The sequence below is a fragment of the Psychrobacter namhaensis genome (assembly GCF_016107545.1).
Taxonomy (GTDB): Bacteria; Pseudomonadota; Gammaproteobacteria; order Pseudomonadales; family Moraxellaceae; genus Psychrobacter; species Psychrobacter namhaensis.
On sequence record NZ_JABASS010000009.1, the window covers coordinates 49,296 to 71,788 of the forward strand.

General features: G+C 44.2%; 15 protein-coding genes and 1 tRNA gene. 8 read left to right on the forward strand and 8 right to left on the reverse strand.

Annotation, left to right across the window (positions count from 1 at the left end):
- Nucleotides 1-8: 8 nt before the first annotated feature.
- Together JFC06_RS08220 and otsB are read right to left on the reverse strand one after the other, a co-directional pair.
- Entirely contained in the window at nt 9-1,643 is a 1,635-nt protein-coding gene (locus JFC06_RS08220; protein ID WP_198334654.1) for an alpha,alpha-trehalose-phosphate synthase (UDP-forming), read from the reverse strand.
- A complete protein-coding gene (gene otsB / locus JFC06_RS08225) occupies nt 1,640-2,581 on the reverse strand; it encodes a trehalose-phosphatase (RefSeq protein WP_198334655.1) in 942 nt (313 codons plus the stop codon). The genes JFC06_RS08220 and otsB overlap by 4 nt, the downstream gene beginning before the upstream one ends.
- Before the next feature lie 568 nt (nt 2,582-3,149).
- Between otsB and JFC06_RS08230 the strand changes: the two genes are divergently transcribed.
- The 3 genes from JFC06_RS08230 to JFC06_RS08240 all read left to right on the forward strand — a co-directional run bounded on the left by JFC06_RS08230 (nt 3,150) and on the right by JFC06_RS08240 (nt 6,433).
- Complete coding sequence (locus JFC06_RS08230; RefSeq protein ID WP_198334656.1) at nt 3,150-4,400, forward strand: YeeE/YedE family protein; 1,251 nt, start codon at nt 3,150-3,152, stop codon at nt 4,398-4,400.
- 351 nt (nt 4,401-4,751) lie between these two features.
- Entirely contained in the window at nt 4,752-5,465 is a 714-nt protein-coding gene (locus tag JFC06_RS08235; RefSeq protein WP_198334698.1) for a DarT1-associated NADAR antitoxin family protein, read from the forward strand.
- A 263-nt stretch (nt 5,466-5,728) separates the two neighbouring features.
- Nucleotides 5,729-6,433: a hypothetical protein gene (locus tag JFC06_RS08240; RefSeq protein ID WP_198334657.1), complete on the forward strand. Its 705-nt coding sequence runs from the start codon at nt 5,729-5,731 to the stop codon at nt 6,431-6,433.
- Nucleotides 6,434-6,735: 302 nt separating this feature from the next.
- On the opposite strand, the gene JFC06_RS08245 is transcribed toward JFC06_RS08240, so the two are convergent.
- A tRNA-Gly gene (locus JFC06_RS08245) sits at nt 6,736-6,810 on the reverse strand.
- A 266-nt stretch (nt 6,811-7,076) separates the two neighbouring features.
- On the opposite strand from JFC06_RS08245, the gene JFC06_RS08250 reads away from it, so the two are divergent.
- From JFC06_RS08250 to JFC06_RS08260, 3 genes are all read left to right on the forward strand, one after another.
- Nucleotides 7,077-8,747, forward strand: a complete 1,671-nt coding sequence (locus tag JFC06_RS08250) for an alpha-keto acid decarboxylase family protein (protein WP_198334658.1) — start codon at nt 7,077-7,079, stop codon at nt 8,745-8,747.
- 190 nt (nt 8,748-8,937) lie between these two features.
- Nucleotides 8,938-9,273: a GlpM family protein gene (locus tag JFC06_RS08255; protein WP_227670159.1), complete on the forward strand. Its 336-nt coding sequence runs from the start codon at nt 8,938-8,940 to the stop codon at nt 9,271-9,273.
- Between the two features lie 79 nt (nt 9,274-9,352).
- Nucleotides 9,353-11,143, forward strand: a complete 1,791-nt coding sequence (locus JFC06_RS08260) for a potassium/proton antiporter (RefSeq protein WP_198334659.1) — start codon at nt 9,353-9,355, stop codon at nt 11,141-11,143.
- Between the two features lie 181 nt (nt 11,144-11,324).
- On the opposite strand, the gene JFC06_RS08265 is transcribed toward JFC06_RS08260, so the two are convergent.
- On the reverse strand, nt 11,325-11,858 hold the full coding sequence (locus JFC06_RS08265) for a DUF2058 domain-containing protein (protein ID WP_198334660.1): 534 nt from the start codon (nt 11,856-11,858) through the stop codon (nt 11,325-11,327).
- 255 nt (nt 11,859-12,113) lie between these two features.
- Between JFC06_RS08265 and JFC06_RS08270 the strand changes: the two genes are divergently transcribed.
- The gene (locus tag JFC06_RS08270) at nt 12,114-12,977 is read left to right on the forward strand and encodes a universal stress protein (RefSeq protein WP_198334661.1); all 864 of its coding nucleotides are present in this window, start codon (nt 12,114-12,116) and stop codon (nt 12,975-12,977) included.
- A 195-nt stretch (nt 12,978-13,172) separates the two neighbouring features.
- Here JFC06_RS08270 and JFC06_RS08275 read toward each other — a convergent pair whose 3' ends face one another.
- Nucleotides 13,173-13,916: a siderophore-interacting protein gene (locus JFC06_RS08275; protein WP_198334662.1), complete on the reverse strand. Its 744-nt coding sequence runs from the start codon at nt 13,914-13,916 to the stop codon at nt 13,173-13,175.
- Between the two features lie 50 nt (nt 13,917-13,966).
- Nucleotides 13,967-16,141, reverse strand: coding sequence for a TonB-dependent siderophore receptor (locus tag JFC06_RS08280; RefSeq protein WP_227670160.1), 2,175 nt, complete (start codon nt 16,139-16,141; stop codon nt 13,967-13,969).
- A gap of 393 nt (nt 16,142-16,534) precedes the next feature.
- On the opposite strand from JFC06_RS08280, the gene JFC06_RS08285 reads away from it, so the two are divergent.
- Nucleotides 16,535-18,031 carry a PepSY-associated TM helix domain-containing protein gene (locus JFC06_RS08285; protein WP_198334663.1) on the forward strand — a complete coding sequence of 499 codons (1,497 nt, stop codon included), beginning with the start codon at nt 16,535-16,537 and terminating at the stop codon, nt 18,029-18,031.
- Nucleotides 18,032-18,164: 133 nt separating this feature from the next.
- Here JFC06_RS08285 and JFC06_RS08290 read toward each other — a convergent pair whose 3' ends face one another.
- Entirely contained in the window at nt 18,165-19,877 is a 1,713-nt protein-coding gene (locus JFC06_RS08290; RefSeq protein WP_198334664.1) for a multidrug ABC transporter permease/ATP-binding protein, read from the reverse strand.
- A gap of 111 nt (nt 19,878-19,988) precedes the next feature.
- Entirely contained in the window at nt 19,989-22,277 is a 2,289-nt protein-coding gene (locus JFC06_RS08295) for a TonB-dependent receptor (RefSeq protein ID WP_198334665.1), read from the reverse strand.
- Between the last annotated feature and the right edge of the window lie 216 nt (nt 22,278-22,493).

Genomic DNA, 22,493 nt, shown 5'->3' on the forward strand with positions numbered 1-22,493 from the left:
TCAGGCCTTTAGACGGTAGCTGGACACTCGTTGGTTGTGTGATGACTTTTGACATCGTATAGATCATCTAAAAAATCTTGCTGCCAAGCGTGTAAATTGTCTTGCTGTAACCCCTGTAACAACGCCTGATAGCGCTCCTTTCGCTGGGCAAGTGGCATCTCTAAAGCTGTTTTTAAACCGTGTATGATGCTTTTAGGCTGGTGCGGATCGATAATGACCGCCGCTTGCATTTGTTCAGCCGCCCCTGCATAACGTGATAGCATTAACACACCTGGATTCTCAGGGTTTTGGGCGGCAATGTATTCTTTGGCGACTAGGTTCATACCATCTTTAAGCGAATTGACCCAACCGATATCGCTGTGCCAAAACGCCCTCATTAGTGCGTCGTGATTTAATACTTTTTCGCTATACGTAATCGCCTCCCAGTTATTTATAAAATCGTTAGCTTTGTCGTGGGCGCTAAAGCCATCGGTTTTAAACGTAGGCGTTTGCTCCCCACTAGGCAAAAATTGCTGATTAATACCATGGACGGTTTGTTTGACATTGTCATAAAGCCGGCGATAAATAGGTAGATCTAAGCGGCTAGGGCAGGCAATTTGCAGTAGTTTTAGCTGGTTTTGATATAGCGGATATTGTTGTAAAAAATAGCGATATGCTGAAAAACGCTCCAATAAACCTTTGGAGTAATCAATTCTATCGACAGCAATTATCTGCTGTGCGGCGGGCTTTATGACGTTTTTTTGCTGTGTGTGTTTTACCGTTTGTGAGGGTAGACGTGAAGATGAACGAGTGATCTGCTGCTGGATTTTTGCAACATTCACACCGATTGGGTAGGCGTTAATTGCTAAACAGTGCGTGGCGCATAAATCTAGATTGAGCGTTAACTGTACCCCAGAGAATCGGTTAAACGGGGTAAAGTCTTGACTGTTATATGACTCGTTTAAAGGGCTGTGTTGTAAAAAGCGGCCGTTTAAATAATGCTGAAAGACGGCTATAGCGTTGGTTTTATCTTGCTGAGTTTGCGTACCCAGTACATCATAATGAGCAAGGTGTTCAATCAATTCAGGGCTTTGGCCAAGTTGCTGCCAAAATGCCAGTGGGGCAAATGGAATGTGCAAAAAAAAGCCAATACGATTATTTATCCCTAATTGTCGACAGTAATGCGCCACGCTTAAAAAATGGTAATCATGGACCCAAATCACGTCATTCGGCTCAATCACTTTTTTTAGTTGCCTGGCAAAAAGACGGTTTACCGCTTGATAACCTGCATAATCTTGCGGGGCTTGGCTGATTAAATTGGCTTGTTCGTGCAACAGTGGCCACAGTACATTATTGGCAAATCCGCAGTAAAAATGTTGGTACTGTTTGGTCGTTAGAGCAGTGGTTATATAGGTGACTTTTGAGTTTGTTCTTTGCCCGTCAGCGTCAGCGCTTGCTAAAGTAGGTGGTTTGCTACTGCTAAACGCATTGGTCGCACAGTCGTTAAAAACATCGACACAAGGATCTACAATCTTGCCATTCCAGCCCATCCAAATACTTGGATTTTCTATTAATACATCATGCAGTGCTACCGCAAGGCCGCCTGCCATCGGATTGTTGTCGGGCATTTTAACCCGATTAGATAAAACGATTAAACGGCTCATATAACGTGTCTCATTGGGTTTTTGATAGAATAGGTGTTAGCGTCTGCTAAGTCAGACAGTAGAGTAAGGTGGCTTTGACAAAAGCTTAAGAAGCTCTCAAGCAATACCCGTACCTCGTGTACACTATGCACATAGTAATGGGCGCACGTTCGCTCATCGCCTACTTTAATACCCATGCCCTTTACTGTTTTTTGGAGTGTTTTTACTGTTTTAGCCCCATTTTTGTCTTGCACAGCTATAAAACCTGCCTCATCGGTAATGTCATCACCAATAAAGATAGGACACAAGTCTTCGCTAACTTGCATATTCTTTAATAAGGTTAAAATCGCTGTCCCTTTATCTGCCCCTTTTGGCATGATTTCCCACACATATTTCCCTTGTTTCAATGTCCAATTGGAATGATGGTTTAATACTGCTGACATTATGGTATAAGCTGCATCCGCTAAAGTAGGATCACACCGATAGTGTAGGGCAATGGAATATGGCTTATTTTCTATCGTGAAATCACGATAAGGCAGACAAGCTTGGATGATGCGCTGCCTGATAGTGGTAAGCTCGGTAGCATCCACATGCGCAACGCTTATGTGGTCACTATGATTGCCATTACTATTATCAATGTCTTCTTTGCTATCAAAGGCTATTTCTAGCCCATGAGTGGCGGCAATCGGTAACTGTAGAGGAGACAGCATTTTTTTTGCTTCATCAAGACTGCGTCCTGTGACGATGGCGACGTTAACGCCATGATTTTGTATTTTTTGTAAAAGTGTCAAGGTTGCGTTTGGAATGGCGCTGTCTTTGGGATTAAGCGTAAAATCCGCCAGCGTGCCATCCATATCCAAGAACAAACAGTAGTGATACTGATTAGATAAATAATCAGCAAAGGTGTTGGGCGGGATGTACGATGGCGTACTTATGCTGGGGTTTATTGCAACAGTCACACTTTTTCCTTTTTAGTGAGGCAATATTAGGTTTTGACTAAATGTAACCTGACTTTGAGATAGGCTATCTGCTAAAAGCTCATGCGTTTGTCAGTTTGGGTGGCTAGAGTAACGAGCCGTATATCTCCAAACCTAATAATAAGTTTGCCATAGACCCAGTTATACTCTGGTGGCGAGTATGTTTAATTTGGCATAATTTCTGTAACTTACCAGATGTGCCCTTAATGAACGCGCTTTTATTAATAATGGCTCATCTACTGCTTGGATTGATAAGTACAGGTTTCAGCCGTTTTTTATTAAGGGTCTTGCACGTTTTATAACAGCATAATTTGCTTTAGTATCGATGAAATTATTTGGCTGTTTTCTTTTATTCCATATTTTCATATATTAATTCCTATTATTTTAGTGTGCTTATATTTACTTTAATGACAATAAGATTATGATGTAGCGCTGCGTTGCTCGTTGAGAATCCTCAACAGCTTCATGCGCCCCAATATTTCACTATAAATTTTTATATAACGATATCCGATCAAAGGCATCGGAGAAGGACGGCATTACTTTGAATACTATGACGAGAGTTCAACCTGTAAATGATACAAAAGATCCTATTTTAAGAGACAGTCTGGCGTTAAATGCGCCGCAGAAAATGTTAATAGCAGGAGGCGCCATTGCAGGATTGATCTTGCTTATCTACTTGCTTGATACTCAGCACATCTCTCAATCACTGCTTCTGGGCATAGGTCTTTTGTTAGGCTACACCCTCTTTCATGCTCGTTTTGGTTTTACCTCGGCGTTTAGACGTATGATGGCGGTAGGCAATGGGCAGGCGATGCGTTCTCATATGCTGATGCTGGCTGTCGCGGTGACATTGTTTGCGCCAATCCTTGCTTATGGCACGACATTTTTTGGTGGTCCGGTTGCAGGCTACGTAGCCCCGTTAGGTGTCAGCTTAGTCGTGGGCGCGTTCGTATTTGGTATTGGTATGCAACTTGGCGGCGGCTGTGCTTCGGGCACGCTCTATGCTGTAGGGGGTGGGCGTTCTGTTATGTTTATAACGTTCATTTTCTTTATCGTTGGCGCCACGATTGGTGCTTATCATCTGCCATTCTGGACAGAAGAGATGCCCGCTTACGCCCCTTATTCTTTGGCCACTTCTACAGGCTTTGGCTATACAGGTGCTTGGCTGCTATCTCTTGCTGTCTTTGGTATCATCGCGTGGGTGACATTAGTTGTTGAAAAAAAGAAAAATGCCCCTAAGATGGCGCCTGTGCCCTCAGAATCTGGCTGGAAACGTATTTTTCGCGGTTCTTGGCCACTGTTTGCAGCAGCAATTGTTTTAGCACTGCTTAATGCACTGACCTTGCTAACCCGTGGTCAGCCTTGGGGCATTACGTCCGCATTTACATTGTGGGGCTCGAAGATTGCTAGTGGCTTAGGGGTTGATGTGGCCAGTTGGGGCTATTGGCAAGGGGCGAATGCAGCCGCGCTTAACACGTCTGTTTTTGCAGATTCAACGACTGTACTCAATATCGGTATCATCATTGGCGCATTTATTGCTTCGGCTGCCGGTGGGTTATTCAAATTCACGCAGATTACGGTCGGCAATTTTGCGGCTTCAGTAATTGGTGGGCTGATGATGGGATATGGTGCCCGTCTTGCATTCGGCTGTAATATTGGCGCTTACTTTGGTGGTATTGCTTCTTTTAGCTTGCATGGCTATATTTGGGGCATACTCGCCATGGCAGGCACTTTTTTAGCATTGTACATGCGTCCCCTGTTTGGACTGTCAGTGCCAAAATCTAACGATTCTGTGTGCTAATACAAAATACTCATCCCTATGATGAGGGTGTCTTATCTGAAAAGGCTCGCAATTAGTTGTGAGTCTTTTTTACTGGGTGTTCCATCGTAAAATGAGGGACGCTTCTGAGGTTTAATAAGGCTCGTTTGTACCGTGTGACGGGTTATGTGCCAGCTTTTGAGTTTGAAAAACGGTATGATAGTCGTTTAACCTTGACCGCTATTATTGCCTGATAGGGTTAAATCAGCCTTCGATACAGTCGGAGCGGTTCCATACATTGAATAAGTACTATGTCTGATCCGCTATGAAAGAACATTTATACAAGACCATTGATATATAAGGCACATTGCTATGGAAACAAAACAGAATCCTCTGGAACAAAGCCAAAATGCTGTAGAACACAGACCCGTATTTATGCCTAGAGTCAACAGTGACAATCTGGTAAAAACGGACATGGTGAGGTTTGAGCGGCATGTGGGGTTTGCGAGTAGACAGAAGAAAAAATCTATCAATGATCTGCATCAAGTCATTCGTAAAAAGTATGGTTTCAATCACGTCCTAGAGCTGTCTAGTAAATCGGGTAATAAGTTGAGCTTTCCGCTAAGCCCACTGAGCTTGAAGCTAACGAATGAGCATGATGGTAGGGAATATAGTGTCGAAAACGCTTTTTATGCCAGTAAGGTGTTTGAACATGGTGGACCTTACATCGACTTGCTGAACGCCCCGCCAAGACAAGCCAAAAAAGACGAGCGATTAACGGCCTCAGGTGAACTCATTGGCTACAACTATTTTGGTATGGAGTGGAGTATCGAGCCATTGACCACCTTTTATGATTGGCTATATGTGAATGCTCTAAAACAAAACCCTTCGCTGCACGAGGCGGTCATGCAGTATCAAGCTTTTACTGATATTACGTTTAATCCTAAAAAATCTATCCATTGTGCGGCTTATGCGCTGGCGATGTTTGTGGCGCTCAATAAGCGAGAGTTGCTCGATGAGGTTGAAGATCCGATGGCATTTTTTGATTTATGTAGTGACTTTAAAGTGAGCAATACCGAGCAGCTTTTGGAAAAGGGTTGGGTCTGATCGCTAGATTGGCACTCTTTTTTGAATGCCATGACACAGAGGCATAGAGACACAGAAACATACTTACCAGTCAGTTTTTATAAACTGTAGTGATTGAGCTTGCGTTTTTATGACTATATATCTAAAAGCGTTGGAATGAGAGATAATACGCTACAGGCTTTTAGCCGCTATGATTTGAAAAGTAGAAACGTGCTTAGAGATGCGTACAAATTGATAATATTAGACATTTAATAAAGCTAACCCAAATAAAAAGGCAGTTCCAAATGACCGACAATAACCCATACAACTTTTTACCTTTGCAGCCGACAGGTAGAAATGAGACTGATACTGCAAACACTTATGCGCCTGAAGACATGATTAAAATATATGAGCAGCAATTTCTCATTTCAGTGCCTGAAGAAAAGCTGACAGAGTTTTTGCCAGCGCTCAAAGAGTTTTATGACATTGATGATCATACGTTAGACGTCAGTGCCGTTATTTTTGAGGCAATCGCGGATTCTAGCATTATTTACAATCATAAAATCAAAGTAGGCGATTATCAAATAGTAGGTGGGTTGATAGAGGAAGCGATCGAATATGATGAAGATAATAAAGAAGACGAAGGCGTTAAAGACAAAGAAATTCAAGCCTATACATTAGAGTGTCAGCGTACTTTTTTCATTAACGATGTAGAGATACCTTATCATTTTAATTTGTTTATTTATGGTGACGGGTATTCTACTTTAACCAAAAAACAAACCGTGCTAGAAAAAATGTATTGGTTCGTCAGAGTTAGGTACGAGGAGAACCTATTAGACGATTCTGAAGATGGTGAGAGTTTAGAGTCTATTAATGAGCAGCTCGACCGCTTAGGTATTCGGAAAATGGATCTGACGACCATAGACGAGATAGTAAGCTATGTAGAGGACAACATCATAGATGACGCAATGGTGGACGAGCTGAATAAATTATTAGATGATGCAGAGTAGCGTAAAAAATAAGCGGTTGGGTGAGCGGTGTTTGTGACGCCAAGCACGATAAAATAAAGGGTTGTCTTAGGTAGGTAAAACGATCTAGGGCAGCCCCTTAAGTTTTGAGAGTTTAGGGCAGGGCACGGTTTGGGCACCAAATGGGCACCGCACCGAAAATGAGCTTTTTGGTTGAGTAGTTAGACTTAACTATATTCAAAAGATATTTCGAGAATTTCTCTACAAGCCCTGAAAATTAAACAAAAAAAAGCCTCACTGCTCTTATTATGAGTAGTGAGGCTTTTGCTCTTGCGAGCCATATTTGGAGCGGGAAAAGAGATTCGAACTCTCGACCCCAACCTTGGCAAGGTTATGCTCTACCACTGAGCTATTCCCGCTAAATCATCTGATAAACAATCTATTGTCTAGATGATGACGAGGTATTATACGCAGTTTTTTTGGTCTGTCAACACCTATGAAGAAAAAAAGTAAAGTTAGTAAAACAGGCGTGTCATCTGGTCATGAATATATGTTATAACAGTTTATTATATTATGTATTCCAAAAGCTTTGTATTGCATAAATAGGCTGGGACGCACTTTATAATTTAACTCACTGACATTTTCAATGATCAATACTTACCAAGATAAGTCATAAGGATAAAAAATGAGTCAACAATATACCATCGCCGATTATTTGTTTGATCGTGTCGCAGAAGCGGGTGCCTCTGAGATATTTGGCGTGCCTGGTGATTTTAATTTAACTTTTTTAGACAATATCATCGCCTCTGATAAACTACGCTGGGTGGGTAACACCAATGAGCTAAACGCAGGTTACGCCGCTGATGGCTACGCACGCGAGCGTGGCTTTGCGGCTATGGTGACAACTTTTGGTGTGGGGGAGTTGTCCGCGATTAATGCAACCGCGGGCTCTTTTGCTGAGTATGCACCAGTGTTACACATCGTGGGGGCACCAAGTACAGCACTACAAGATTCCAAACGTCGCATCCATCACACCCTTGGGGATGGCACATTTAATCATTTTATCAAAATGGTAGAGCCTGTAACGGTAGCACGGGCACAGATTACCCCTGAAAATGCGGCATCAGAGATCGACCGTGTGATTCGCTTGATACTAAAAAAGCACCGTCCAGGCTATCTGTTGCTATCCCCTGATGTTGCTCGTCAACCTATTTATCCGCCAACGACCAAGCTTGATGACAGCCAAGAAGACATCACTAGCCAAGCCGCGCTAGCCAATTTTAAGCAAGCACTAATAGATTTTTTGCCAAATAAAACCACGACGCTTATGGCAGACTTGATGGTGCATCGTTTGGGGCTACAGCCGCAGCTCAAAGCCTTAATCGCCGATACCGATATTCCCTATACAACGCTGTCGTGGGGCAAGACATTGCTAGATGAAAACAGCGATCGCTGGGCAGGGACGTATGCCGGTGTGGCATCACGACCAGTGGTTAAAGATGCGGTAGAAAACTGCGAATGTTTGATAAAAATTGGTGTGCAATATACGGATACCACCACGGCAGGCTTTAGCCAAGATATCAATGAGGAGGTGGTGGTCGATCTGCATTATGAACGCGCGTCTATTAGCGGTCAGAATTTTGCTCCGATTGCGTTAAAGGATTCTTTACAAGCGCTACATGAAGTGATGACATCTGGTATCAATATTATGCCCAAACCTTTTTCTGAGCCAGTCAAGCCGCACGAGCAAAATGGCAAAGATGACGAGCCTATTCGTCAGGATGACCTTTGGCACATCATTGCAGACCACTTAAACCATAATAACGTGGTGTTTTCTGACCAAGGGACTGCCTACTTTGGTATTAGTGATGTGCGTCTGCCAGAGGGCGTTACGTCCTATGGGCAACCAATGTGGGGGTCGATTGGCTATACGTTGCCAGCAAGCTTGGGCGCTGCTATTGCCTCGCCAAATAAGCGTAGTGTCTTACTGATCGGTGATGGTTCAGCGTTATTGACGGTACAAGAGCTCGCAGTGATGATTCAAGAGCGTATCAACCCAGTCATAGTATTGGTTAACAATGATGGCTATACGGTTGAGCGGGCGATTCATGGTGAACACCAGCGTTATAATGACATTCCTAAATGTAATTGGCAGATGATGCCGCAAGCGTTTGGTGCCACGGAAGACAACAGTTTAATTCTCAAGGTGAAAACTGCTGGTGAGTTGAAATCTGCGCTCGAAACAGCGGCGGCAACCACAGATAAGTTAGTCATGCTAGAGGTGATGGCAGACAAGCATGATATCCCGCCACTGTTAGCTGATATCAGCGCCGCCCTGAAGCCGAAAGCCGATTAACAGTATCGGCCAAGTTTTGATGATAAACGCAAAAGCCCATTTAGTTTGGTGACTAAATGGGTTTTTTTTGACTGTTTTTATAATGTTGCCCAACTAAACAGAGATAGCCCTTATGTCTGTTTGCATACTTTAGTATCATGACAGGTTAGGCGATGTTCAGCCCTTGGCATTCAACAGGAGATAACCCATCGTGATTTGGCTAAAAATGCTTATTGGCGCGTTGATGGTATTGGTGATTCAATTATTCGCACAGACTCGGTTTTTCTATTTGGCTGCGCTTGCGCCCCTGTTCCCCACTTTTACTTTGATCAGTCATTTCATCGTTGGTACCGAGCGTAGTTCCGCTGACCTAAAAGTGGCCCTCATATTTAGTATGCTTGGGGTCATACCGCATCTGATTTACACTTTTGTGGTATTTTTTAGCATCAGCTATATTGGCTTGTATAAGGCGTTGTTATTAGGGGTCGTTGCTTGGACAGTGGCAGCGGCTGTCTTGGTGGTCGCATGGCAATACATTCAGGCTTAATGAAGGGTATAGCATCATTATTACGTCACTGTCGCAAGAACCCAACTCATCATAATCGATTAAAATAGGGCTTAAAAAGATGGATACCTTAAATATCCTGTATCTCGTAGGCGCAGTACTCATTTTCGCCAGCATTATGGCGAGCACACTATCTGCGCGCTTAGGCGTACCATTGTTATTGCTGTTTTTGATAGTAGGAATGCTGGCGGGCGAGCAGGGAATATTGGGTATTGAGTTTTCTCAATATGCGCTCGCCAATTTTGTCGGGCAAGCAGCCTTAGCCTGTATCTTGTTAGATGGTGGTTTACGTACCTCTTTTAAGTCGTTTCGAGTCGGTTTAAAGCCTGCAGTTACTTTAGCTACGTGGGGTGTGCTGGTCACGGTGATGGTGTTAGGCGTGTTTGTCACTTGGCTGCTCGATGTTGACTGGCGCTTTGGTTTGTTAATGGCCGCTATTGTTGGTTCGACCGATGCGGCAGCTGTATTTTCTTTATTGCGCAATGGTGGGGTTAAACTGAATGATCGCGTTCAAGCCACGCTTGAGTTAGAGTCCGGTGCTAATGACCCGTTGGCTATTTTGTTGGTAACTGGTCTGATTGCCTTAAACGTTGATCCTGCCGGACAGACGGTACTTGGATTTTTAGGCTTGCTGTTGCAGCAGCTGAGCTTTGGGTTGGGTATGGGCTTACTCTTTGGTTACTTGCTATCTCGGCTGTTGCCAAAGGTGCACTTGGCAGAAGGCATGTATGCTATTTTGATACTTTCTGCTGGTTTGGCCGTTTTTGCCGCGACCAATCTACTGGGCGGTAGTGGCTTTTTGGCGGTGTATCTGACGGGCGTGTTGATTGGCAATCATAAGGTGCGCTCAACTGAGCATGTCATGCGAGTGATGGATAGCTTTGCTTGGTTATCGCAAGCGGTACTGTTTGTGGTATTGGGGCTTTTGGTCACTCCATCGAATGTCATCAATGTCTGGCACTATTCAGTAGCGATTGCGGCCTTTATGATTTTGGTTGCCCGTCCTATCGCCGTTTATACCAGTGTGAAACCTTTTAGATTTAAAGACAGAGAGATTGGTTTTATCTCTTGGGTCGGCTTACGTGGGGCGGTACCTATTACTCTTGCCATGCTGCCCGTGATGGCTGGGATAGACAACGCCTTTATGCTGTTTGATATTGCGTTTGGTGTGGTGGTTTTATCATTGATTTTGCAAGGGACGACCATTCCTTTTATGGCCACTCTGTTCAAAGTACGTATTCCGAATAATAAAGACCCAAAAGAAGAACACGAGGTTTGGGTCTCAGATAAAGCGAGCATAACCTTGTATGAGTTTGAAGTTCAATCGGGCGCGTTTGCTATTGGCCGCCACCCGATGGACATCTCTAAACGCATTAGCCCCGACGAAATCAGTGTGTTTGCACTGGTACGCGGGCAGCAAATTGTGGTGGTTGATAATGACACCAAGCTAAAATTTGGCGATAGTGTCTGGTACGCGATGCGCGGCAATCATGCCAGTAAAATTGCCAACATCTTTAATGATACAACACTCGATCGTAAAGCCATCGATGATTTTTATGGTGACTGGCTGCTATCACCGAGTGTCAAACTTGGAGACTTACCATTTTTTGCCGGTATTATGGAATCTGAAACGTTAGTAAAAACGCTAAAAACCACAGATGAAGAGGGCTTCAAAAATATGTGGGAGCAAACGGTTGCTGAGTACGTAAAATCACACTTGGGTACCGCGCCCGTCTCAGGCGATACCGTGGCAATCAGTGAAGAGTGGTCATTGGTCATTAAGGAAGTGGATGACAAAGGCAAGCTAAGAACCATTGGTCTAAAAAACCAAGAATCACACACAGCAGTATAATCTTTGTCACTATGGGTCATCATGCTGGTCAGTAGCTCAGCGTCTTAAAACTTTAGTGGTTGCAGTAAGCATGTGACTGGTTGAGAATAAATAGTCGTAAACGAATACTATCAAAAACCCTTTGTAGACTATCAAATGCTATAAAGGGTTTTAATTCAACAATCTTTATAGAAGTGAGCTACTACCACATTAAATCATCTGGAATCACATAAGCCGCATAAGGATCGTCTTCTGCCAGTACTTCTTCTGTCGTATCGTTAGACACCACCATAAAGCCTTCCATTTTCGCATCTATACGATCTGCCAATGGTCGAGGGAGGAGGGCATAGCCTTCTTCTAGTCGTGCAATCACCACATGACCGACCACAATTTGATCATACAGTTTTTGGGTGATAGCAATTTTTTTCACCTTAGAATTATCTACAAACTGATAGCTGACATCACCCTCTGTATCGGTAATCTGATGCTGCTTAATCATTTGTACAATATTGGCTTTTAGCATTTTCTCTTCTAAAGCACGTTGTTTTTCCTGATTGAGCTTTTGATCTTTCTCCAGCTTTTTTGCTTGGGCTTCTGCCAACGCTTTTTTGGCTTCCATACTCTCTGAGTCACCAGTCCGCTTAGCGTGCTGAGTCTGCTTGCTGATTTTTTTGGCTTTTTTGCTATCCACCAATCCCGCTTTTAACAATTGAGCCTGTAGGGCATTTTTTGCCATAGTTCCATCACCTAAATAAGATTACTTCAATCATAAATTAAAAAAAATATATTGTAGCAAACTTTACTAGGGCATGCTGTTAGGAGAGGACAAGACTTCACGAATGAATCAAACGGACTCTATTAGACATTGTTTTTGATTATGGTGTGGTTTGGTCTAGCCGTCTGGGACAATTGTAATTACATCACTGGATGAAAGGGTCCAAATTGGTTATGATCAAATCATGGAGTAAATAACTACATTTAAGGATAAGTTATGACAACATCACAGCACATTTTGGCTTGTATTGACGGCTCGGCAGTGACCGAATCGGTTTGTGACTATGCAGCGTGGTATGCCAGTAAGCTGAGCTTACCAGTCGGTCTGTTGCATGTTAGTGATATTCCTGTGTCGACCAGACGCGATTTGTCAGGGGCGATCGGTATTAATAGTCGCCAGTTTTTATTAGAAGAATTAACCGAACTGGATGAACAAAGAGCAAAGGTTGTGAACAGTTATAGCGATGCCCTAGTGCAAGATGCCAAAAGTCACATCCAAGGTAGCTTTGATGGTGTCAGTGTCCGTATCTACCAACGGCACGGCAAGCTGTTACCAGCCATTGAGCACTTTAAAACAGAAAACCGAGCCGTCGTCATGGGACGGCGCGGAGAAGACCATAAAAACAGTCGCATTAATATCGGTAGTCAAATTGAAACAGTTGCCCGAGCATCAGATGTTCCGGTACTGATTTGCTCAGAGAAATTCAAAGAGCCAAGCTCATATATGATTGCCTTCGATGGCAGCAAAACGGCTATTAAAGCGGCGTGGATGGTTGCGAGAAGTCCTGTCTTGAAAGGGTTGCAGGGTCATATCGTCATGATAGGCAACCATAACGACACGGCCAAACAAAGCTTGAGTGCAGCCGCAGCGCAGCTCGAAGATGCAGGTTTTGCCGTAGAGGCGCATCATTTATCGGCGGCTGATGCCGTTGATGGCCTGTTAAAATTCCAAGTAGACAATCACATTGATATTATGGTGGTGGGCGCCTATGGCCATTCTAAGTGGCAGCAGTTATTTTTGGGAAGTACCACGACAGAAATTATCGCCAGCACGTTATCACCAGTGATTTTGGTGCGCTAACTTTCGTATTTTGTAAGCTTTACGATTGTAGTAGTCAAAAAATTTGAGTTAACTTCTAAAAGGTTTTGATAAGTAGAGTCTCTTTTGCTTAGCCGTCAGTAGAAAATCCTTAAGGCTATGGGATGATGAGTGAAATATCATCGCATAGCGTAAGTGATCTCTAAGACTATCAAGACTATTCATGTCTCTCGCGTGTTATGCGGCGTTCTCTGCGTCGTTACGCTTCTCAATTTTGTGTTGATCCTCTGTGCTGTTAACTTTCCAATAGCTAGAGACATACAAGTGCGTTTTTAGTATCAAGCGCTCTACTTTGAAGTACTGGCGTAGCGTACGCATACTATGGAATTCACAAGCCGCCCAAACCGCAGGTTGTCCCCTAAACCATGGAAGTGTTTTAATACGCTCAAGTAAAGGGCTGTTTTCTGCATTAGGTGTGGCATTAATAATCCAATGGATTTCAACATTTGCAGGCTTTTTGAGTGTTTGTCGGTCCGCCTCAGTAGTCACCTCAAGTACAGCGTAGCCGCGCGCGTCATCAGGGAGCTGAGCGAGGTTGACAGTGATCGCAGGTAGGGCCGTCATATCGCCAACCAATAAAAACCAATCCGCATCATTGTTAATGAGCTTCTTTGGTCCAGGACCACCCACCAAGATTTGCTGTCCAACTTGGGCGTTTCGTGCCCACGTAGAGGCAGGCCCCTCAGCGTCATGCAAAGCAAAATCAACATCTATTTCATTGTCACGTTGGCCGCTGATCGTATACGTACGCATCAGTGGACGTGACGCTTCTTTTTGAGGAAATATGAGTTTGATGTAAGCACTCTCTTGATCGACTGGAAAGTCCCTCAATCCGTCACCGCCAAGCGTGACGCGGCACATATTTGGCGTGATGTATGTCGTGCCAATAACCTCAAGAACTCTGGGATTGGGTTTTGCCATATTATATTTTCCTTCTATTGTTATGATTGTTGTTCAATGCTTTCTGGTGCTTAAAAGCTTGCCTTTAGACTGACTGACACTTGACGCTCAGGTCCCATCCAGCAGTTATCGAGGTCATAGCAAGCGCCAACATAGGTTTTGTCAAAGAGATTGTTGATACTAGCGCCGACAGCAAGCATAGGATTAATTTGATAATTGCCACCGATATCTACCAAAGTCACACTTGGCAGCTCGTCTGAGTTTTGTTTATCAACCTGCATACCACCCTCATAGCGAACCCCTGCATTGAGGGTGATCTTATCTGTAGCATAGTAATCGGCCCATAGCGTGGCTTTGTGCTTAGCGATTTGCGCCGGCGTGTTACCGACTACCTCGGGATTGAACTCATCCTCGGTAATCTCAGCATCGGTATAGCTGTAGCTTGCAGTGATGTCTACCCAGTCATTCAGCATATGACTGCCGGATATCTCAACGCCTTTAGAAGTAATCTCACCAGTTTGAACTTTTTGTTGAGAATTGGATGGGTTCGTTACGATGACATTTTTTTGCGTAATATCAAACACAGCCAACGTCCCTTGGGTGGCACGATCTGAGGACAGGTATTTGATACCCGCTTCTAACTGGTCAGCGGTGGTTGGTTTAAATGCTTCATTGGTAATGAAGTTGCTACCGACAACGGGCTGAAACGATTGTGAGTAGCTGGCATAAGGAGATAGACCGTTATCAAAGTCATAAATGGCAGCAAGACGGCCACTGGTCTCTGACGCATCATTACTAATCGTTTTGTCACTATAAATAGCCCCTTTAGTGGCTTCGGTTTGCTCGGTGCTACTGTCAAAATTGTCGTGACGTAATCCTGCTACTACCGTTAAATCTTGCCACTGCATCTCATCTTGTACATAAAGTCCCAGCTGGCTTTGTTCGATGTCTTGCTTCTGACGATAAATATCTAACGGCAAATTGTCCGCATTTATCTGTGAGAAGTCTGGACTCGATAAATCAAGATTTGGTGTGCCAGCTGGCCCAGCATCGTAGTAAGTCGCGTTGCTGTCGGTCTCTTGATACTCGACCCCAAACAATAGGTTATGTGATGTATTGGCAGTATCTAGCTGATAAGCCAGCTGATTGTCTGTGGTCCAGTTGTTCATAGTCTCATCAGTGGTGTATGCCACGCGATTGAGAGTCGTGTCACTACCCTCGACAAACCCACGGTTATATATATTACGTTGCTGCGCTTCGGCGTCGGTATAGCGCGTGATATGTTTAAAGGTTAACTGATCATTGATGTCCCAGTTGACAGTGACGCTTGGCATGAATACTTCTTTGCTAAAGCGATTCCATTTATCACCTGCATAGGCATCACTGTCTAGTTTGCCGTAGCTGGCATTGTAGACAGTACCAACAGCAGGCAATGGGGTTGAGGGTACCATTTCTGGATCATCTTGATAAAAAAGATTGGCAAGGACAGAAACATCGTCAGTTGCTTGCCATTCAAGTGATGGATTGATCAGGGTGCGTTCTTCTTCTGTGGTCTGCATCTGTCCATCTTTTTTGCGCTTTAACGCGACCAAGCGATAATTCAGTGTGTCTGTAAGAGGGCCTGTGGTATCGATTGCTACTTCTCTGAGATTTTGGTTGCCAAGCCGAAGCTGCACCTCAGACGCTTGGGTGTTTTTTGGACTCTTGGCGACTTGGTTGACCATACCACCGGGGGCGGCGTAGCCATAGAGTGAAGAGGCGGGCCCTTTTAATACTTCTACCGCTTCCGTGGCATAGATATCAACTTGTGGCATCAGGTTCCAAGCACCATCATAAGGCAGTCTTAGCCCATCGTAAAAATTAGAATAGGTCTTAAAACCGCGAATATTGTACTCATCAAAAATAGACACGGTGCCGCGACTCTCGGTCGTCACCCCTGGCTCATAACGTAGGGCGGCGTTGACGCTCTCAGCTTGACGTTTTTGTAGCAGCTCTTGATCGATTCTTGTGTAACTCATTGGTGCGTCATTGGGATCTAATGCGGTTTTTGTGCCTGTACTGCGGTAGCTGTCGGCGTAGACGGTAACCGCATCTAAGGTGGTGGATGGAGTCGCCTCGTTGTCTCCGTTAAGGTTCGGCACATCCTTCGCATAAGCAGCATGACTGATGCCCATTAATAAGCCAACTTGTATTGCCACTGTTAGGCGTTTTTTTTGAATAGATTGGAAGGGTAAAGGCGACCGCATTATATTTCCTTTTAGATAATGACCATTGACTATGACAGACTTTATTTCGATTTCGTTAAACAACGCGATTAATGATAACATTAATGATTATCGTTATCATTAAAAACTTACATTTTGAGAGGATGTCGCAGGATTAGCAATCATGAATAGTGGGTTTTATAGTGAAGTGACAAAGAAAAAAATTTGTCTAGCTGAATGGTTAAATGCTCACGATAGATAAAAAATAGTGACTCTCACATAAGTTACTGGCTGCAAAAGATGGTGTTTGTATCAGTTTTCTCGTATGATGCAGCCGGCCAGCTGACCAAGCCAAAAAGCAGACAGCGCTTATTACTACTATTGATAGGCTTATGTGGCTCATCAAACAACCATAGACTGTTAAAGGTCACATTTATGCACGATCAGCCACGTCAACCCATTAACACGCCACGCTATTTTATGGTATGGCGTTGGCACTTTTATGCAGGCCTGTTTATTGCGCCCTTTTTGATCATTTTGGCTTGTACCGCACTTGGTATGCTACTTATGGCCAATACAGCAGGTCGGGATAATGAGCGTTTAACCATTGTGATTCCAGAATCGACTGCTCTAGCACCCGTTTCTACCCAAGCCAAAAGTGCCCTTAACAGCGAGCCTGATAGTACGCTGATAAAGTACATTGCGCCTCGTGATGCGACCACCGTTGCCTTGTTTCAAGTTAAATCAGCAGACCACGACACCATGGTGGCGATCAATCCTTATACGGCTGATGTGATCAAAAGTGCGACGACTAACGGCAATCTGTACAGTACCTTTGACCACATTCACAGTGACTTATTTTTAGGCACAGTCGGGGATTACCTCCTAGAAACCACTGCATCATTGACAATTTTAATGATTTTAACCGGTTGGTATTTATGGTGGCAAAAACGCAAATCCATTAAGGCCATGCTGATTCCTGATAACCAAACTAATCGTAAGCAAAAACGGTCATTTTTTCTGACCATACATGCGACTTTAGGCAGTTGGATCTCTATTTTATTGCTGTTTTTTTGCATTTCAGGAATGGCGTGGGCCGGCGTGTGGGGCGAAAGAGTTGTTCAGTCGTGGAGTCAGTTTCCGGCAGGCAAGTGGGGCGTTGCACCTATGCCGGTCTCTATTGATCATAGCCAACCGCACTCTGCTATGCATGAGTCTATGCCAGTACCTCACGTCCATGGTTCGGCGTCCACTGACGTACCCACACACGGTAGTATTCTAAATTCAGGTAATACCAAAGAGGTGCCATGGGTGCTTGAGTTGACGCCGATGCCAGTATCAGGAACGACCAAAGGTACAGAGGGTATCGCACCCAATCTGCCTCTTATGATTGATACGGTAGATCGATACGCCCGTGAGATTGGCTTTGTAGGTCGTTATCAATTGAATCTACCACAAGGCGCATCGGGGGTTTGGACCATTAGTCAAGATTCCATGAGCTACGACATGAGCAGCCCCACGGCTGATCGTACCGTACACATTGATCGCTATTCGGGCAACGTATTAGCGGATATTCGCTTTGATCATTACAATGCTTTTGGCAAATTTATGGCCGCAGGTGCGGCGATTCATATGGGCACACTCGGATGGTGGAGTGTGCTAGCCAATGTGTTATTTTGCCTCTCTGTCATTGCTATTTGTATGAGTGGTTATGTCATGTGGTGGCAACGCCGCCCGCGTAGTGATAGCGTTAGGACAGGACTAAATCCACCAGCACGTGGTCTAAACCTTGCTATACGGTGGCCATTTGCCATTCCTTTACTGGTTGTGGCGATGATATTCCCGACCGCTATCATCGCTATTGTTGCTATCGGGTTGTTGGATTTTTTGTTATTGTCTCGGGTTAGTTTTTTACAGAAATTATTAAAATAAACCAGGGGTTCAAACGGTTTGTTCTCATCTATAACGTAAAGGGGCGTCTTTCTAAAAGACGCCCCTTTACGTTATCGTTATGGATTTATTTTCAATGACTTTATTTACAATGGCTTTATACTCAAAGTCATATTTACTTCAACATGGAGATGGCATCGGCACTGGCGAGCTGTCGTTCTTCAGCATTTAGTTCAATTAAGCTGCCTTCTTTCATCAGTAACAATCGATCAGCATGCTCAAAGTAGCTGTCATCATGACTGATAATAAATAAGGTTTTACCCAGCGCTTTTAGTTCAGGAATCAGGGTCTGATAGAACACGCGGCGAAACGCAGGATCTTGGTCAGCCGCCCACTCATCAAGTAACAGGATGTCCTTATGTTCAGCGACAGCGATGAGCATGGCCAATCGTTTACGTTGTCCCTGTGATAGTTTATCGGTAGACAGTCGATGGTCAGTCACACTGACTTTATCTTGCAGGTTTAATTTATGCAGCCAGGTGTCTACTAACGTCATATCAGGGTCATTACCCTCACAGCCAATCAGTTGTTTAAAGAGATGTTGGTCACTAAAAATGGCAGAAAACAGCTGTCGATAATCAGCATTGTTTTTTGAGTCAATGAGCTGAGCATCAATGTGGACAGAACCGGTAGTAGGGGTAAAAATCCCTGTCATAATCTTGGCAAGGGTAGATTTGCCACTACCATTAGCGCCGATCAAAAAGACCACATCGCCACGTTTTAAGGTTAAATTGACGTTTTTTAATATATCATTTGAATGAGCCGTATTTTTTGTAATTAGAGCAGATGCATCAGAATGACTGCTCTCATAACGATAATGAATATCGGACAAAGTAATAGATTGCCAGTCTTTGACGGCGGTGTCGGTGGCAAATGCTGATTGATAGTCTGCCAGCTCTAAGGATTTTATTTTATCTAGTGCAACTTGTGCCGTTTGCAGCGTCGGATAAGCACCGACTGCATGAAGGAGAGGCGATTGCACAAATAAAATCGTTAAAGAAAAGGTAGTGGCCACAGTCATCGGTATATCAAGATAGTTGGATACTGCAAACACCACACCAATCGCTGCGAACATCATGATGTTTGACCAATTCACTGCCGATAAATGAAACGTGTCAGACTTAACCACTGTTTTTTCATAAGATTTGGCATGGGACAAAAAGTCGGTGTTATACAATTTTTTAGCGCGATGTTGATTTAGCGCCAGCTCTTTACGACCTTCTATAATAGATTCATAGTCTTGATATAAAAGATCGTTAATGTCTCGCAGTTCTGTCAAATGCTTATAGACATGTTTCACTAAAATGGTACTGATCCAAATGGTCATCACAATCCAAAACATGACAATCAACAGTAGGGGCAATGATAGCCAACCCAGATAAAGGGCGACACCCGCAGATAAGATAATCCCCTGTACCAACTCTGGCATGCGTACAAAGGCCACAGTAATGGACTGGATATCAGAGGATAGGCTGGCGAGTAATCGCGCACTACCCAAATGATCTATTTGCGGGACTTTGGTATCGATGATTTGTTTGACCAGCGTCGTTCTAAGCTCATAAACAAACTTGTGACCCAAACGTGTCAAAGCATACTGCGATAAGAAAGTAGTGACTAACAGCAGTAGCACTAACGCTGAAAAGTAACCCAAACTCACCCACGATAAGGTATCAAACGCGGGCTGACTGATAAACGTGTGATTGATATAAGCAATGATACCCACACTGACGGCCGCATTCACTAGATTAAGCAAGATGACTTTGAAAAAGGGCAAGCGGTAGTGCGCCCAAATCATGTGATATAAAGAAGCTGTGGCACGAGAGGACATAGTGACTCAATAATAGGATGGATTTTACGTATTTTTGATGGCATAAAAGGGAGTAGGTCGCGCCTAATCCCTTTTATTGAAAATTTATTAATATGGCTTAAGCAGCGTCTTTTAAAAGTCGAAAGTTGCTGATACCTTTAATGCTGTGGGCTCACCTGCATTTAAATGACCGTAGCCTGGAAGACCACCCACTGATTGCCAGTAATCTTCACCAGTGACATTGGTCACCATTCCTCTTAATGTAACCTCTTGTCCTGCCAGCATCGTACGGTAGCGTGCACCAAGGTCTAACGTGGTATAACCATCTACTTTTAACGTGTTGGCCGCATCGGCATAACGTGTGCCTGTGTGAATGATATCGCCCGTCAATGTTAGTCCTTCAACTGCTGCTAGATCATACTCTAGGTTGACGTTGCTTTGCAGTTTGGGTATACCAATGACACGGTTGCCATCTAACGTGGTATCGCCCGTGTCTTTTTGTTTGGCGCTTAAATAACTGACACCCGCGATAATGCGCATATTTTCGCTTGGGCTACCGAAGACTGATAGCTCAGCCCCTTGGTGACGGTTTTCACCTGCTGCCACAAAAGTATTGGTATCATCGACATAAGCACGCGGCTCCTCAGTATGGAATATCGCGAGACTACTACCAATCATGCCGTTGTCATATTTAACACCCACTTCAGTTTGTTTGCTGATATAAGGTGCGAGTTCTTGACCACCATTGGTGACAGGAGTTTCATTCTGAGTGAGTGGCGCGGGTTTTCCTTTAGCGAGACTTTCAATATAGTTACCATAAACAGACCAGTCCATGCTCGGTTGGTAGACGATACCGATACTTGGCGTCCATTTGCTCTCATCGTAATCAGAGGTTTGAGCTTGAGTATTAGGGTCATAGCTGGTTGTTTTGATATTTTGATGACGCACGCCTAAGGTGGTTTTTAGTTTGTCATCGAACAAAGACACGGTGTCTGCTAACGCAAAACTTTGCAGCTTTGTTTCGTTTGTCAGTTTTGGATTGTCTAAATCGCCACCGAAAAATGCGGTATCTGACCAGCTGTTATCACGATAGTCAGTAGGGTTATATAAGTTAGTCGCAAGTTGGTTACCAAAGTCAAAAGCATAAGCGCCTTTTTCTTCTCGATCATAGAGATCGGCTGCTAGTACCCAATCATGAGCCACTTTACCGGTTTGCCATTGACCACGGAGACCAAGCTCAGCACTTTGGACTTTGTCTTCTCGAGTGTTATCAAATCGATAAACATAGCCAGTGCCGTTCGCATTGGTTACTGTGAAGTCTGATAAAGAGTTGTTTTCGTCGCCATGTCGTATGCCATAAGCGCCGTAAGCGGTGACGGTGTCACTAAAGTCATATTCGCCTCTAATGGTACCAAACACATCTTCTTCGTTTGAGTAAGTCCAAGGCTGAGCCCAATTTTTTGATGCTTTTGGTGCATTTGGTACGCTAGACACTCCTGCAAGATTGACATTGGGGCGAGTTTCTTTCAGCCTGTTGTCCTGCCAGCCTAAGTCTGCTGATAGTCGATACTGATCGCCTTGATAGTCTAGGCCAAAAGCGGCTAGACCCAAGGTTGAAGACTCATCATCGATTGCGCTGTCGCCATCTTGATAAGCGGCATTGAAGCGAACGCCAAAAGCGTCCTCTGTACCGAAGCGATCACTCACGTCTACCGCTACTTTGCCTTGATCGCCTTGACCATAGCCGAGCGTCACCTCACGCAGTGGCTCATTACCCGCACGTTTTGGTAGCAGGTTAATCGTACCACCAGCGTTACCTCCGCCGGGAGCTGCGCCATTTAACATGGCAGACGCTCCGCGCTGAACTTCAACACGCTCGAATAACTCAGTTGCGATATATTGTCTGGGCAATATACCGTATAAACCATTGAACATGGTGTCATCAGAGGTTGTGACAAAGCCGCGCATAAAGTACGCTTCTTGGAAGTTACCGTAGCCTCTGGCGACACGCACAGTCGGGTCTTTTCTGAGCAGGTCACCCACACTTTGTGCTTGCTGATTGGTGATATATTCGTTGGTATATGAGACCGTAGAGAACGGCGTATCCATGATGTCTTGATTCCCTAAGATCCCAACGCGGCTGCCTGTGGCAACTTGCTCGCCTGCATAAGCAGGGGGTAATCCGTCTGCTGAGGCATCGGCGCTACTGGTCACTACAATGGTGTCCAGTACGACGCTAGGATCGGCTGACTGGGTATCGGTATTGATATCTGTTTGTGCCCATGCAGCTTGGCTCACCCCCAATAACACCACGGAAGTGGACAGACAAGAGGAGCACAACGACTTCAATGAGAGCGGGGCGTCAGACACATTCATGGGATTAAGGCGAAAAATAGCAGAGTATAAGCGAGACAGTTGCATGAATATTTCCAGCGTGTGATTTAAACGCATATTATAATGATAATTGTTTTCATTACAATAACATTACCGCATTAAGTGTAAACCTGTCTGTCAAGAATAGAGAGTGTCCTTAACGTTATGGTGGTGTACCCGATAAAGCGTTTAAAGCGCCATACTCATGTAGTGCAAGCCATCAGATAAAAGCGCTACTTACTTTGCTAGAGCGATTCATATTTA